We start from the raw sequence: 13219 nt of genomic DNA on the forward strand, positions 1-13219 counted from the left end.
TATGACTTTGACGGCCATATTGATTGTCGCGTCGGCGCTCTTTGGCATCGGTTTGTTCGGTGCGTTGTCACAGAAATCTTTTGTAATGCTGATGATGGGCTTGGAGCTGATGCTAAATGGCACCCTACTCGCGGCTGTGGGGTTTTGGGCCTTTACCCTTGAAGGGGCGCCTGAGGGACAATTGCTTGCGATCCTGATCATGGCAGTGATGGCAGTCGAACTGGCAATCGGCTTTGCCTTGGTTGTTGCCGTCTATCGCAAGCGTCAAGCGGACGTGATTGAAGCGCTCGGGACGCTGAAAGAATGACGCTTTGGCTACTCCCCCTTCTGCCGATTTTGTCAGGCGTGATCATCGCGGTGATGGGTGATCGGTCGCGCGGCCGGCTTGGAGGGTTGGCAGTGACCGTGCTTGGCGGGACTTTCGTCTTGGCGTTAGCTGCCGTCACACAAGAATGGACCGCGTACTTGATCTGGTCGGATGCACTCCGGCTTACCGCCTCTCTCACGCCGATCTCAGCGGCGGTGGCTCTCATGGTTCCCGCCATAGCACTTGCTGTTGTCTTTCACGCCACACAGCATGAACAAGCGCGTGGGCTGGGACGGCTAACTGGCATCATGATCCTGTTCACAGGCGGTATGGAATTGGTTGTCGTCGCCGATGATCTTTTGACGCTGCTTATCGGCTGGGAGCTAATTGGTGCCTGTTCCTGGGCGCTGATCTCGCACAAGTGGCGCGACATCGAAAATCCGCGTTCGGGCCTTTATGCTTTCGTAATGACGCGCTTCGGTGACCTTGGACTTTTTGCCGCTGCGATGGCGCTCTACTCCGCCACGGGGTCTTTCGATTATGCCGGTATCGCAACGCTCGAAGGCACGTTTCAGTGGATCGTGGCCTTTGGAATCCTTCTTTCGGCGGCCTCAAAGGCCGGACAGGTTCCCTTCTCGCCTTGGCTGTTTCGGGCGATGGCTGGCCCCAGTTCGGTCTCGGCGCTTCTCCATGCGGCGACGCTGGTGGCAGCCGGTGCCTATATCATCGCGCGTCTTGAGCCATCCTTGTCCCTCGCTCCCGGGTTTAGCGTCGCGGCGATCTCGATCGGGTTAATCACTGCTTTGGCGGGAGGGGTCACCGGGGTTTTGCAGAACCACGCCAAACGGCTGCTTGCGGCGTCCACCTCGGCCCAACTGGGATTTATGTTCGTTGCAGTCGGTGCGGGGTATCCGGGGATCGCGGTGCTGCACTTGATTGTCCACGCCACATTCAAAGCGCCGCTTTTCCTTTCGGCTGGCCTCGCAGGGGATGCTGCGGGGAGCTACCGCCTGGATAAAATGATGCTGGGCCAATCGATGCCAATCGTCGGGGGGCTTACAGCGATAGCAGCCGTCGGGCTTGCCGGGATGCCACCTGCGGGCGGTGGTTGGAGCAAGGAAGAGATCATTAAAGCGGTTGAACATACCGGGTATTGGCTGCCAATCGCAGTGATGCTCGGCGGCGCACTGAGCGCGGCCTATACGACGCGCTTCTTATTGCTGGCATTTAGCTGGCGCGGCGATGACGAGCGGTCAATCGAAGTGCCTGGCAGGATGGAAACCCTCGGACTGGGTATCCTCGCTGCATTAACGCTGACAACAAGCCTTCTGTGGTATCCGCCCCTGGCTGAGGCATTTGCCGCCCTATTGGACATGACGCTCCCCAAAGGCAGCCCTTTGATGCTTGGCCTTTCGCTGAGCTTTGTCGCCGCCGGTGTCTTGGGCGGCGTCTATCTGGTGCGGCGACACCCTACGCTTGGAACAAGCGGTGCCACTGCTGCCGCCTCAGATTGGCTCGGGCTGTCCAAGTTGATCACCATCGCCGTTGTGCGACCCATTGATGCGCTTGCCCGTACAGCGGCTTGGATTGACGACACTCTCATTGACGCGGGGCCTCGTGGGGTCGCTTTCATGGGCCGCAAAGGGGCGGCTTTTATCGCGGAGGTGGACAACCGTGTTGTTGATCAGGGTATCCGCAACACTGCTGCATTTGGCGACTGGCTTGCTCAGGTCAGCGACCGCTTCGGGGAGACGATCTCTGATGGCATACCCGAAGGCAGTGCGCGCTTGACCGGTATGTTAGGCCGCGACATTCGCCGCCTGCAAACCGGGCTCTCGCACCACTATTACGCTTACATTATCGGCGGCGTCATCGCCGTGATCGCCATTCTCGCTGCAGGAGCATGACATGCTGACACTCGCCATCCTGATCCCGATGCTGGGCGCTTTGGCGCTGACCGTTCTGCCCAGCCTCGGCCATGCCGCTGCCCGCATCATCGCGGTCGCAACCTCAACCTTATCGTTCTTGCTGCTGCTCATCGTTTGGTATCAGTTTGACACCGGCGCAGGGGCACCCGCGTTCCAGTCTTATGCCGAGGCCCCCTGGATCCCGTCGCTTGGGGTGTTCTGGCGCGTCGGCGTCGATGGCATGTCCCTGTCCCTTTCGTTGATGAGTGGCGTCCTCTTTATCGCTTGTATCGCATGGCCGATGGAAAACCCCGAACGTCCCTGCGCCTACTATGCATGGTTTCTGTTTCTGGAGTCGGTGTCGCTGGGCCTATTCATGGTTCTTGATCTACTGATTTTCTATGTCTTCTTTGATCTCAGCCTTGTCGGGATGTTCTTCCTAATCGGACGGTGGGGCCATGGTGACGCCCAAGGTGCGGCGCTCAAGTTCTTTATCTACACGTTGGCGGGGTCCCTCGCGATTTTGCTGGCGATTATCGGGCTGGTGCTGACAGTTGACCCAATCACGTTTGACATGCGCGCCTTGATTGCTGCGCAGCCATTGGCAGGGATGGATTTGCGGGGTGGTTTGATCCTTTTGGGCTTCGTTCTGGGGTTTGCCGTCAAAGCCCCGCTGTTTCCGGTTCACACATGGTTGCCACCTGCGCACGTCATGGCACCGGGGCCGGTGTCGGCCATCCTCGCTGGCGTCTTGCTGAAGATGGGGACCTATGGGCTTGTGCGGATCCCCTTTCAGATGATGCGCGAAACCTTCGCCGATTATGCATTGCCACTGGCGATCGTGGCACTCGCTTCTATCCTGTGGGGAGCCATTGTCGCCTTGGGGCAGACCGACCTAAAACGGCGCATCGCCTACACTTCGGTCAATCATATGGGCTATACCGTCTTGGGCATCGCCGCCGCAGGAGCCTTGTTGAACGGCGCAGATGGCGCGCGCGAAATGGCTTTGACCGGTGCGGTGGTCGAAATGGTGGCGCACGGGTTAATCACCGGCGCGCTCTTCTTGATTGCCGGTGGCTTCTGGGCGCGCAGTGGGACCTATGACATGGATGCTTACGGCGGGCTGGCCAAAGTGGCTCCTCGCCTGACAACCGCTGCCGTGATTGCGGCCTTTGCCAGCCTCGGGTTGCCAGGGTTGGCCGGATTTGTGGCGGAAGTGCAGATCTTTGTCGGCACCTTTGCCGTCTTTCCGGTGATCGCTGCGATTGGTCTGCTGGGCATTCTCATTACTGCCGCGCTCTTTCTGCGGCTGCTGCAACAGGTGTTCTTTGGTGACCTGCCAAAAGCGCGCGAGGGGTTTGCCGATGTCAGCTTACGTGAAGGCAGCATTCTTGCAGCGATCTTGGCGCTGGTCATTCTAATCGGCATCTATCCGCGCTGGTTGCTTGATCTGATCGGCAGCGCCTCCTCTGCCATAATAGGGAGCTGACCGGTGCCAATCGGCGACGTATCCCCTGAGATCGCGATCATCGTGGCGGCAGTGTTGGCGCTGCTGTTTGCGGCCTTTGCGCCCCGACGAATGCAGGCCGGATCGGCACTCATCGCCCTTGCAGGCATTGCCGTCGCCATTGCTTTGGTTCTGGGGCAATTGGGGGAAACCCGGTTCACCTTTTCAGGAACTTGGGCGCTGGACGGAGCGAGCCTTTGGGCGCGATTGATGATCCTGCTGGGCACGGCCTTTTGTATTCTCCTGGCACCTGGCTGGTTCCGCACCGATCCACGCCATGGAGAATATTATACGATCCTCCTACTTGGTGCGCTTGGGGCTATGGCAATGGCCGGTGCCGGAGATCTGTTACAGCTCACTATCGCGGTGCTGCTGTCTTCAGTCACCGGCTACACGCTGGCCGCGTGGCACCGCGACTGGGCGCTGTCCATCGAAGCTGGCATGAAATATTTCCTCATGGGCGCGCTGGCAAACGCATTGCTGATTACCGGGGTCACCTTGATGCTGGGACTCTTGGGGAACACCGGATACGCAGATATTGCCGCTTCATTAAGGCTCGGCACTGGGCTTTCTCCGCTGCTCTTCGTCGGATTTGCGCTAACCCTAACCGGCGTCGCATTCAAACTGGGTGCAGTACCCGCGCATGCATGGTTGCCCGATGTGGCCGAAGGCGCACCGGTCCCTTCAGCCGCATTCCTGACGGTCGTGCCCAAGATCGGCGCGGCCATCGCATTGGCCCGCCTCGTACAGCTTGTGCCCCCGGAATTTCTTGGCCTGCGCCCGCTGATTGCGATTTTAGCCGCAGCGACAATGACCTTGGGCAATCTGGCCGCCTTTTGGCAAGATGATATCCGCCGGCTAATCGGCTGGTCCTCGGTGGCACAGGCAGGCTACGTGTTGATGGCCGTCACCGTTCTGGGGCTTAGTCCAGATGCGCTGAGCGCCCTGCTGGCCTTCATAGCCAGCTATGCGATAGGCAATCTCGCTGCCTTCGCAGTCGTGGCATACCTCCGCGGGCGCACGGCTATCGCCGACTACGACGGCTTGGCCAAGCGGCGCCCGATCGTGGCGACGGTTTTGGTGATCTCTTTCCTGTCACTGGTCGGGATTCCGCCAACGGTCGGTTTTCTGGGCAAACTGGCCTTATTCATCACCACGATAGACGGCGGCTATACTTGGCTCGCTGTAGTGGCTGCCGCGAACACCGTTGCTTCGTTGTTCTATTATGCGCGGGTCATGGGCCGTGTCTATTTCAACAAACCGCCAGAAGATATCGCTGTGCTTGATCGCTCAAGTGGTGTGGCAGTGTTGATCGGCGGCATTTTGGTGATCGGCGGAGCTGTGTTGGCCGGAAGCGCGTTCACAGCCTTTCAACTCAGCCAGCTATTGCCGGGATAACTGCATCATGTGGCAAATTTAACAAGTTTTTATAGGATAACCGAAATGAAAGACTGCCTCATCATCGGTGGGGGGCCAGCGGGTCTTACCGCCGCACTATACCTTGCCCGCTTTCTGCGCGAGGTCGTGGTCTTCGATGCGCGCGAAGGACGGGCGCTGAAAATACCCAAGACGCACAATCTCGCTCCCTTTCCTGACGGCATTTCGGGCGAGGACTTGCTTGGTCGGATGCAATCCCATGCCGAAACTTATGGCGCAGAGATCGTCAATGATGAGGTGCTGGAGGTTTCCAAAACAGATGGCGCATTCCGTGTGACGACCGCAAATGTCACCACCACTGCACGGACCGTTATTATGGCCTCCGGCGTGATCAACCATGGCCCGCCACTTTCAAAACAGGATCATGACCTCGGTCTGTCGCGCGGGCTTATCCGCTATTGCCCGATATGTGACGCTTATGAAGTTCGCGGCAAAAGGATCGGTGTGTTGGGGCATGGCGAACACGGGCTGGCAGAGGCCCGCTTTATTCGCAGTTATTCCGACGATGTGACGCTCATCCCACCCGAGGGGTACGTGCCAAATGCCACCGATGATATCGGAGTTTTAGCGTCGCCGATGCGCCGCCTGTCTTTGACAGACACTCAAGTTCTGGTCGAGGTGGAGACGGGCGAGCAGCATCTGTTCGATACGCTCTATGTGGCCCTCGGCACCAGCCCGCGTTCTGATCTTCCCGTATCGATCGGCGCAAAGTGCAATGCATCTGGATGTGTCGTCGTTGATGCTAAGCAGGAAACCTCGGTTGCGGGTCTCTATGCCATCGGCGATATCGTCGAGGGGCTTGATCAGATCGCTTTTGCAATGGGACAAGGTGCGGTGGCCGCGACGGCGATCCATAACGCTTTGCGCAAGTAAAGCTGCGAGACTGAACGCACTTTCAACATTTGACTGACTGTGTTAGCTGCTCAAGACATTTTAGATTTTTCCAAACGGGATGACATGACACAGGCGAGGAACACAATTTTGGTTTTTCTGCTGGCGCTGACAATGACATTGTCTTCGCTCATGACGCATGCTGCGGGTGCTGCACCCGCTGGTTTGACATCCGGTGAAATGGCTTCTGTTCACACGGCTTCGATGTGTGGCCTTCCCAGTGGGATGAGTGGCGATGGATGTGCCGCAATGGCAGGCCACTGCCTGATCGCTTCTTGCGATCCCTACACTCTGTCACAACCTTCGGCGATCCGCTTTGAGGTCAGCCACCCTGCACTGCACATAAAATCCTACAGAATTTTCGCCACGATCGAGATCCCGCCACCGCGCGCGACAAGCTAAAGCCAACGCCTGTTTTTAACCAATCTTAAAGGTCGGTTATCTTTAGACGTGTAACCGCGATCTGAATGCATCCGCGGCTTTTGGCGAACTCACATATAGACAAAGAAACTCACGTCGCGTTCTCGCGCGCCGTTCTCATTTGTAAATCATTGAAAGGAATGGAAATGAATTCCATTGCCATGTTCCGCGCGGCCCTTTTGGGGTTGGCGGTAACCACTTTGGGCGGGCTAAGCGCCTCTGCTGAAACCTATGACATCAGCGTCGACAACATCCGTATCGACACCGGTGACTTCAAGAAAAAGGGCGTCGGCTATAACAACAGCCAGATCCCTACTGTTCTGCGCTTCAAAGAGGGTGAAAACGTCATCCTCAATGTCAAAAACAACCTGCGCGAGTCGACGTCGATCCACTGGCACGGTCTGATCCTGCCGTTCCGCCAAGACGGCGTGCCCGGTATCAGCTTTAACGGCATCAAGCCGGGCACTACCTTCACCTATAACTTTCCGATCAAACAGGCAGGCACCTATTGGTTCCACAGCCACTCCGGCTTCCAAGAACCTGACGGAGCTTACGGCGCGATTGTGATCGAACCTAAGGGCCACGATCCTATCCATGCCGATCGCGATTATGTCGTGCAATTGACCGATAAACACCCCCACAGTGGCAACAAGATTTTCCGCAATGTGAAACGCTCGGCGGATTACTATAACCGCTCGCAACGCACGCTTGATGACCTGCTGAACGACGCTCAGGCAGACGGGCTGAAAGCGACCCTCAAAGACCGCAAGATGTGGGGCAAGATGCGGATGACCCCGACCGACGTCGAGGACATCCAAGGCTTCACCGCCCTGATCAACGGGCAGAGCACCAAACAAAACTGGACCGGCCTGTTCAAAGCAGGTGAAAAAGTCCGCCTGCGGCTCATCAACTCGTCAGCAATGACCTATTTCGATGTGCGCGTGCCCGGCCTGAAGATGACGGTCGTCCAAGCGGACGGCAATAATGTCAAACCTGTTGTGGTCGACGAGTTGCGCATCGCGGTCGCCGAGACCTACGACGTGATCGTCGAGCCGCGCAAAAACATGCCCTACTCGGTGATCGCTGAGTCGATGGGCCGCACGGGTCTGGTGCGCGGTACCCTGTCACCGCAGGCCGGACTTGTTGGTGGTGTTCCCCGTTTGCGCCCGCAACCGCTTCTTACCATGGCTGATATGTCCGGCATGATGGGCGGCATGGGCATGGATATGAACGGCATGAGCATGGGCGGCATGGACATGGGCGGTATGAAAATGAACCTTACCGATACCGGCATGAACGACATGGCCGGAATGGAGATGCCGAAAGCTGGCGCTGATCCACACGCAGGCCATGACATGGCAAACATGGATATGGGCGATATGAAGATGCCCAAGAAGAAGGCTGATGCTCACGCGGGGCACAACATGAAGAACATGGACATGGGCGGCAAGAAAATGTCCAAGAAATCCATGGCAGGCATGAACGACATGAACGGCAAAACTGAGTTCTATGCGCAGGGCAGCGGATTGACGCCCCATGCAGCGAACGGCGGCAAGTTTCTATCCTATGACGACCTGAAAGCCAGCAACCCGCTGTTTCGTGATCGCAAGCCGACGCGCACGATCGAGCTGCGTCTGACCGGCAATATGGAGCGTTATATCTGGTCGATCAACGGCGTTAAGATGGAAGATGCCGACCCGATCGTGCTGAACTATGGCGAGCGTGTACGCTTTAAGTTCGTGAACGAGACGATGATGGCGCACCCGATGCACCTGCACGGCATGTGGTCCTTGCTTGATACCGGCAAGGGCAAGTGGAACCCCATCAAGCATACCGTCAACATCAATCCCGGTACCACGGTCTATACCGAAACCGAAGTGGACGCCTCGGGTCAGTGGGCCTTCCACTGCCACCTGTCCTACCACGCCGAAGCGGGCATGTTCCGCAAAGTCGTCGTTGTTGGTGGTCCGGCATGAGCTCTCATACAAATCTAAAAGGTACTCAGATGAAAAACCTTATCACGTCCGGAGCAGTGGCTCTGGCAACCTTTACCGCAGGCGCTGCCTTAGCAGAGCCTGGTGTCCCACCGCTGATCTATGGCGTTCAAGTCGAACAGCTTGAATATCGTTTTGGCGAAAATGACGAAGAGCTCCTCGTTTGGGATTTCGACGCCATGGTCGGCAATGACGAATTGAAGCTCGTATTCAGAAGCGAAGCAGAAATGGAAACATCGTCAAACGACTTCGAGACGCTGGAAAACCAGCTGCGTTTGCAAAAGCCGATCTCGGATTTCTTTGATGCCGCTGTCGGCGTGCATGCCAGCACCCCGACCGACGGGCCCGACCGGTATAATCTGGTGGTCGGCGTCAAAGGGCTCGCGCCGCAGTGGTTCGAGATCGACGCAGATCTTTACCTTTCCGAGCACCCGTTTGGCCGGTTTGAGGCTGAATACGAGGCTCTGCTGACCAATCGGTTGATCCTGACGCCAAGCCTCGAAGTCAACATGCCGTTCAAGGACGACATCGAAGCGGGCCAAGCGGCTGGCGGTGCAACGATCGAGATTGGCGCACGGCTAAGTTATGACCTCGTAGGTCGCGCCATTTCGCCTTACGTCGGGGTGAATTACGAGAAATCCTTTGGCGGCACGGCCGACCTGACCGAGGCTGCGGGAGGCCAAAGTGACAACCTTTCCCTTGTGGTTGGCACGCGTCTTTTTTTCTAACGCTTGATTAGTGAGTTACCGTCCCGCTGGCATTACTGCGGGACGGTGCGCCCCGTTGGCCGGCATGTCTCGTTTAACTTTTAGACTCGTTCGTACTTTGGCTTAGATGATTTGATAGTTCTCATCTGCCGCCTTTTTGCGCTGTGCTATATTGAGCATGATCGCGGTAAAACGCTCAGCCCGCCAAACCACAACCTTTCCCCGCACGTTGTTCGGGACTTAGATGGGCAACGCGAATTCGGTGGCGGAATGTCGTGAACTAAAGGTCATCTATTGCGGTTGCCGGCGCGAGCCGGCTGCATGCCGCGATCTAACACAAACTTAAAAAATGGGCTCGTCGAAACGATACCAAAATGTTTCCGCTCTTTGTTGGGTTAATTCAAGAACGGTATTCCGATTTCCTTTTTGTGGTAAGTTAACAAGGATCCGGAACGCACCCATCGGTGCGTTCCTAAGAAACTTATCCGAAGGAATATCGTTTTAGAGTGACATGCGACTTTCCGGATGAAGCTGCAATCCTTCTAATCTCTCACTCGGATGTAGTGTCGATGCCCATGTCTTTAAGCATCGCGCGCATGTCCTCGATCTCTGCCTCTTGGGCATCGATCATCGACTGCGCCATTTCCTTCGTCTTTTCGTCGTTGCCGATTTCCAGTTCAACCTTAGCCATCTCAACCGCTGACTGATGGTGAGGGATCATCATCAGCAAGAAGTCAGCGTCCGGCTTTCCTGTGGATGTCATTGGCATTGTCGCCATCAGCTTATCCATAGGTACCATAAACGACTTTACGTCGCCTTCAGCCATCTCAGCCATCGCTGGCATGGCATGATTTTCAGCAAATGAAACACTTCCCGCAGATGCAAGCGCAGCAGCCAGGAACAACGATGTAGTCTTCATAATCGGACTCCGATGTTGGGTGAGGACTTCAGCAGATATTCTGCCTCAGTGTTTCTTAACCAATGTAATAGCTCAAAGTTCCCGCCTAAGATGCACTTGCACATGTGATCGGGTAGCGCTGGCGGTAGAGAATGCGCAGGAAAGGGAAACTACAAAGTCTATGCGCATTCCACAGGTTAGTAGTTGGTATCATGCACAGCCAAGAACAGTACCGAGGAAAAAAGCTGGGATGCCAAAAGGCATGATACATGGCACGCCAAAGCCATCTATCCGCCTTCAGTCTGACTGCGACAGGTATTCGTTTGTAAGCCAGTTTGAAACATCAGGCATGACGTCGAGCGGCCTGCCGCCTCCCCCCCCGTCATCATGCCGCTCTCAAACAAAAAACCGGTAATGTGGCGATCATTGCAGTGTCGATCAGACCGATGGGTTCGTCGGAGCCTCGGAGATAGCCACCATCCACCAAGGCCGCCATCGAGGCGCGCGTACCCATCGACGGACCACCCAATCTCGAGCTATCTGCCAGTGTGTGGGGCGCTCTACTGGGCATGGCCGCATTGCCGACGGCACTGGCATACATTTCGTAATTTGCCATTCTTGTTCGAGTTGGGACAGCTAATCCAATGCTGGTCACCCTGCCTATTCCATCTTTCGCGATAGGCTTGGGGTGCTGTTCCTTGGCTAACGAAGGGGGCCTGAAGCATGGATTAGCTTTGCCATTATCTCATTGGGTTTTGCGGTAGCGGACAGGCATTTAATTTCCGTTCTCTCCAGAAAGCCGTCGGCCTAAGCGTTCGCTGGTGCGGATCGCAGCATCCGGTAAATTGGGGTTCAGAACTGCCTTCCGCACCGCAGAAGGGATCTCTAATTCGTTACCGTCTGAATGTCAGCTGGCGCCTTCGGCCCAATCTTACCGCGCACGTGCAGCGAATGGCTCCTTCCCGCCCCTTGTGTTTATCTTCGCAAACGGCCCTTAGCCGACCTTGGTGGTGTTTGCAGCGAAAGTCGGCAAAGAGCCCAGTTCGACCGATTTTCTGTCGTGCGGCTAAAGTCTGCTTTCGGTAAACATGTAAATCACGCACATGTGATTGCAGATTTCGTTTCGTTTGTTTCATCCGTGACCCAGCTGATGAAGTCTCGCACTTCTTGCCTTTCAATTGCTGCCATGGTCGCCGTGAGATCATAGCCAATATCGGTTTCGACTTTTTCCCGAAGAGGGCGAACCAGAAGTCCTGATAATATGAAATCCTGCATGACAGGCAAGCTGCCCAGCACGACACCCTGACCAGCGATGGCCGCTTGAACGGCGAGATTGTAATCCCTGAATTTGGTCCCTCGACTGCTGTCAATATGCTCGGCCCCAAGCCGGTCAAGCCAAGGCTTCCAGCCCATCCAAGTCCGTGTCGCCTTGGCCCAGTCAAGATCTGCTAAGTCCCAATGGATAAGCGGAACCCGATCAAGATCTTCAAGAGACCGGATAGCGCCCTCGCCTTGGGTCAGGCTGGGCGCGCAAAAGGCGCAAAGTGCTTCGTCAAATAGCCGCTGCGCGACCAAACCATCCTCAGGTCTGGCCCCGAACCGGATGGCCACATCTGCCGTGCCCTTGCGAAGGTCGACAAGGGCGAGTGAGGAATCGATAAGCACATCAACATCAGGGAACGCCCTGCGAAAACGATCTAACCGAGGGACAAGCCACGCCGTAGCGAAGGACGGTTCCGCAGAAATGATCAACCTTTTTCGACCGTCATGTATTCGTATCTGCGCAACACCGCGCGCGATTTGGTCAAAACCCTTCCCAATGTTGCCTAATCCTGCATGACCAGCCGCAGTCAAACGCAAGCCACTTCCATGCCGTTCTATCAGCGACGCGTTCAGCGCGCCCTCTAATTTCCGCACGAGCTGTTTTACGGCCGAGGGCGTGACGTGCAGCTCTTGTGCAGCCAGAACAAAGCTCAGGTGGCGGGCTGTCGCTTCGAAGGCACGCAGCGCATTGAGGGAGGGTAACCAGTCGGGCATAAAAGGAAGATAATCTAACTTCATATTAAAGATCAAATGAATTGATATAGGGGCGAGTATGCCGATAGAGACGCAAAATCTAACCTTTGTTTAATGAAAGATGAAGCCATGACAAACACGCAAGCACCGCTTATGGCATCGCTAATTGTTGTCTTTACTGGCGCTATTTGGGGGTTTTACTGGATACCCGTAAGGGCGCTGGCCGAGCTTGGCTTGCTGGGGGCTTGGGGAACTCTGGCAATCACCGCCGCTGCCGCAATGCTGCTCTCTCCCGTCGCATATCATAAACGCAAACAGCTATTGCAGGCCGATCCACTTGCGCTGGCATCAATTGCTTTGGGCGGTGCGGCTTTTGCTCTTTATTCGATAGGTTTTGTATATGGACGCGTGGCCATCATCATCCTTCTCTACTTCCTGACGCCGGTCTGGAGCGCCCTTATCGGCCGTTACGTTATGGGATGGCCCATTTCGCGCCTGCGACTGGCAGCAATTTTGGTGGGCTTGGCTGGGCTTTTTATCATGCTCGGCGCGGAAGGAGAGCTTCCTCTTCCACGCGGGATGGGAGAATGGATGGCGCTGGCCGCCGGTATCCTGTGGTCGATAGGCACGACGGGCATGCGTGCAAAATCAGATCTGACCCCGGGCCCCTCCGCATTCATTTTTGCCAGTGGCGCAGCAATCACAGCGCTGATCCTTGCACCTATCTTCAGCCAGTTGCCGAGCGGTGGTGGTGATATCGTAAAACCGCTTGGTTGGGCTTTGGCAACAGGTGGCTTGTGGTGGGGCATCTCCATCGCAAGCCTGATGTGGGCGACGGTTCGGCTTGAACCTGCGCGCGTCGGGTTGTTGTTGATGTCAGAGGTCGTGGTGGGTGCCGCCTCTGCCGCATTGATCGCCGCGGAGCGACTTTCCCCTTTGGAGTTTGTTGGCGGTGCGTTGGTGCTCTGCGCAGGTGTTCTCGAAATCTGGCCTGCACGCCGACGATGCCAGGACACCGCGATAAGCGGGACATAACAGTAGTCGACTCAGCAGAGCTGTTCACCAAGTTTACGGGGATCGCATGAAGACCCGCCACGGTCTTAATAGGGGCGAAATCCGCCTTTTTTCCGTTGAA

Annotated in this window: 11 protein-coding genes; 9 read left to right on the forward strand and 2 right to left on the reverse strand. The window is 56.2% G+C overall.

The window, feature by feature from the left end; genetic code table 11:
- The first annotated feature begins 1 nt into the window (after position 1).
- From nuoK to E5180_RS10080, 8 genes are all read left to right on the forward strand, one after another.
- Complete coding sequence (gene nuoK / locus E5180_RS10045; protein ID WP_067937003.1) at positions 2-307, forward strand: NADH-quinone oxidoreductase subunit NuoK; 306 nt, start codon at positions 2-4, stop codon at positions 305-307.
- Positions 304-2214: an NADH-quinone oxidoreductase subunit 5 family protein gene (locus E5180_RS10050; protein WP_254700455.1), complete on the forward strand. Its 1911-nt coding sequence runs from the start codon at positions 304-306 to the stop codon at positions 2212-2214. The genes nuoK and E5180_RS10050 overlap by 4 nt, the downstream gene beginning before the upstream one ends.
- A gap of 1 nt (position 2215) precedes the next feature.
- Positions 2216-3703: a complex I subunit 4 family protein gene (locus E5180_RS10055; RefSeq protein WP_138924260.1), complete on the forward strand. Its 1488-nt coding sequence runs from the start codon at positions 2216-2218 to the stop codon at positions 3701-3703.
- Positions 3704-3706: 3 nt separating this feature from the next.
- A complete protein-coding gene (locus tag E5180_RS10060; protein ID WP_138924261.1) occupies positions 3707-5119 on the forward strand; it encodes an NADH-quinone oxidoreductase subunit N in 1413 nt (470 codons plus the stop codon).
- Positions 5120-5164: 45 nt separating this feature from the next.
- Positions 5165-6031, forward strand: coding sequence for an NAD(P)/FAD-dependent oxidoreductase (locus E5180_RS10065; RefSeq protein WP_138924262.1), 867 nt, complete (start codon positions 5165-5167; stop codon positions 6029-6031).
- Between the two features lie 39 nt (positions 6032-6070).
- Positions 6071-6451: a hypothetical protein gene (locus E5180_RS10070; protein WP_138924263.1), complete on the forward strand. Its 381-nt coding sequence runs from the start codon at positions 6071-6073 to the stop codon at positions 6449-6451.
- Positions 6452-6615: 164 nt separating this feature from the next.
- Entirely contained in the window at positions 6616-8445 is a 1830-nt protein-coding gene (locus E5180_RS10075) for a copper resistance system multicopper oxidase (protein ID WP_138923996.1), read from the forward strand.
- 29 nt (positions 8446-8474) lie between these two features.
- Entirely contained in the window at positions 8475-9191 is a 717-nt protein-coding gene (locus E5180_RS10080; RefSeq protein WP_138924264.1) for a copper resistance protein B, read from the forward strand.
- A 529-nt stretch (positions 9192-9720) separates the two neighbouring features.
- Here the strand turns inward: E5180_RS10080 and E5180_RS10085 are convergent.
- Positions 9721-10005, reverse strand: a complete 285-nt coding sequence (locus E5180_RS10085) for a DUF305 domain-containing protein (RefSeq protein ID WP_206338719.1) — start codon at positions 10003-10005, stop codon at positions 9721-9723.
- 1158 nt (positions 10006-11163) lie between these two features.
- Entirely contained in the window at positions 11164-12129 is a 966-nt protein-coding gene (locus tag E5180_RS10090; RefSeq protein ID WP_138924266.1) for a LysR substrate-binding domain-containing protein, read from the reverse strand.
- 69 nt (positions 12130-12198) lie between these two features.
- Between E5180_RS10090 and E5180_RS10095 the strand changes: the two genes are divergently transcribed.
- Positions 12199-13119, forward strand: coding sequence for a DMT family transporter (locus tag E5180_RS10095; RefSeq protein WP_254700456.1), 921 nt, complete (start codon positions 12199-12201; stop codon positions 13117-13119).
- Positions 13120-13219: the final 100 nt, after the last annotated feature.

Origin of the sequence: Sulfitobacter sp. BSw21498, from assembly GCF_006064855.1 — a bacterium.
GTDB lineage: Bacteria > Pseudomonadota > Alphaproteobacteria > Rhodobacterales > Rhodobacteraceae > Sulfitobacter.

Excerpts from the sequence above, each read along its gene's own strand:
- nuoK (WP_067937003.1), top strand. The coding sequence starts at position 2 with ATGACTTTGACGGCCATATTGATTGTCGCGTCGGCGCTCTTTGGCATC.
- E5180_RS10050 (WP_254700455.1), top strand. The coding sequence starts at position 304 with ATGACGCTTTGGCTACTCCCCCTTCTGCCGATTTTGTCAGGCGTGATC.
- E5180_RS10055 (WP_138924260.1), top strand. The coding sequence starts at position 2,216 with ATGCTGACACTCGCCATCCTGATCCCGATGCTGGGCGCTTTGGCGCTG.
- E5180_RS10065 (WP_138924262.1), top strand. The coding sequence starts at position 5,165 with ATGAAAGACTGCCTCATCATCGGTGGGGGGCCAGCGGGTCTTACCGCC.
- E5180_RS10075 (WP_138923996.1), top strand. The coding sequence starts at position 6,616 with ATGAATTCCATTGCCATGTTCCGCGCGGCCCTTTTGGGGTTGGCGGTA.
- E5180_RS10080 (WP_138924264.1), top strand. The coding sequence starts at position 8,475 with ATGAAAAACCTTATCACGTCCGGAGCAGTGGCTCTGGCAACCTTTACC.
- E5180_RS10085 (WP_206338719.1), bottom strand. The coding sequence starts at position 10,005 with ATGGCTGAGATGGCTGAAGGCGACGTAAAGTCGTTTATGGTACCTATG.
- E5180_RS10090 (WP_138924266.1), bottom strand. The coding sequence starts at position 12,129 with ATGAAGTTAGATTATCTTCCTTTTATGCCCGACTGGTTACCCTCCCTC.
- E5180_RS10095 (WP_254700456.1), top strand. The coding sequence starts at position 12,199 with ATGAAAGATGAAGCCATGACAAACACGCAAGCACCGCTTATGGCATCG.